This is a genomic window from uncultured Cardiobacterium sp. (genome assembly GCF_938028185.1).
In the GTDB taxonomy this organism is placed as follows: domain Bacteria; phylum Pseudomonadota; class Gammaproteobacteria; order Cardiobacteriales; family Cardiobacteriaceae; genus Cardiobacterium.
On the sequence record NZ_CALJAH010000275.1, the window covers coordinates 1 to 1,633 of the forward strand.

Below are 1,633 nucleotides of genomic sequence, written 5' to 3' on the forward strand. Positions count from 1 at the left end.
AAAGCAGCCGCGGCTTGGACGCCGAAATCTCCGGCAGCCTGACCGACCGTTGGCAGGTTTACGCGGGCTACACCTTCAACCGCAGCACCAACCGCAACAGCATTGCCGGCAACGTCGCATCGCGCCAACAGGGCTACAATTTCAGCAGCCATACGCCCAAGCACATGTTCCGCCTTTACACCAGCTATGTCCTGCCGGTGGACGAAGGCAGATGGACGGTCGGGCTGGGGGTGAAAAGCGGCAGCAAAACCGCCAATTCTTCCGGCACGCTCAAACAGGGCGGCTACACGGTTTGGAACACCAACGTCCAATACCGCCCGACCAAAAACCTGCAGCTGGGGCTGGCAATCAACAACCTGACCGACAAACGCTACTACGAAAACCAATACAGCCGCAGCGCAAACAGCGGCAATTTCTACGGCGAACCGCGAAATGCCGTGTTCAGCCTGAAATGGAAGATGTAGCCGCCGTATGAAATAAGGCCGTCTGAAAGTATAGTGGATTAAATTTAAATCAGGACAAGGCGACGAAGCCGCAGACAGTACAGATAGTACGGCAAGGCGAGGCAACGCCGTACTGGTTTAAATTTAATCCACTATACAATCCCGTTTTCAGACGGCCTTTCATTATCGATACAAACACACATCCATGAACATCCTCAAAAAATTCTTCCGACTCGCCCGTCCTTTCTGGACGGGGGCGCAAAGCCGCATCCAATGGCTGATGCTCGCCGTCCTCATCGGCTTCACCCTTTTTTCCATCACCATCAGCGTTTGGATCGCCGCGTGGGACAAACGCTTCTACGACGCGCTGGCTGCGTTTGACGGCGCGTCCATGCCCGCGCTCATCGTCGAATACCTCGGCTACATGGCGATGATTATCGGCTGCATCGTCTGCGGCGACTGGCTGCAAAAACGCCTCATCTTCCGCTGGCGCACCCACCTGACCGAGCAATTCCAGCAAAACTGGCTCGAAGGCCACAAACACTACCGCCTGCGCCTGACCGGCGAACCCGACAACCCCGACCAGCGCATCGCCGAAGACATCTACCTCCTCGCCGACAAAAGCATCGGACTGTTCCGCTCCTTCATCAATAATATTGCCAAATTCAGCGCGTTCGTCGCCGTATTGTGGACGCTCTCCGGCGTACAGACTTTCAATATCGGCGGGCGCGACATCACCATACACGGCTACCTCGTTTGGGTCGCCCTGATTTATTCCGTCATCAGCACCCTGATTGCCCACCTCGTCGGCCGCAAACTCAAAAACCTCAACATCGACCGCCAGCACCGCGAAGCCGACTACCGCGCCGCCCTCCTGCGCGTGCGCGACCATGCCGAACAAATCGCCTTCTACAACGGCGGCGAAGCCGAAACAGGTCGTCTGAAACAACGCTACCTCCGCATCCGCGACAACTGGCGGCGGCTTACCAACTGCGAATTCCGCCAAGAAACCTTTTGGGCGACCTATGTACGCATCAGCATCTTCATCCCCATCCTCGCCACCCTGCCCATGTACCTTGCCAAAACCATGACCTTCGGCGACATGATGCAGACCCGCACATCGTTTGCCCGTGTCCAAGACAGCTTCGGCTGGTTCACCGACTCCTACCGCCGCCTCATCGAATGGGCGG

2 protein-coding genes and 1 pseudogene are annotated in these 1,633 nt (G+C 57.0%); all 3 read left to right on the forward strand.

The window, feature by feature from the left end:
* Positions 1–464: TonB-dependent receptor (locus Q0349_RS08155; RefSeq protein WP_298080373.1), on the forward strand; the 464-nt coding region annotated here is incomplete at its 5' end.
* Positions 416–601: pseudogene (locus Q0349_RS14125) on the forward strand (hypothetical protein); the annotation flags it as partial. The gene Q0349_RS08155 and the pseudogene Q0349_RS14125, both read left to right, overlap by 49 nt.
* A gap of 47 nt (positions 602–648) precedes the next feature.
* Positions 649–1,633 (forward strand): SbmA/BacA-like family transporter (locus Q0349_RS08160; RefSeq protein ID WP_298080374.1); only part of this gene is annotated, 985 nt, incomplete at its 3' end.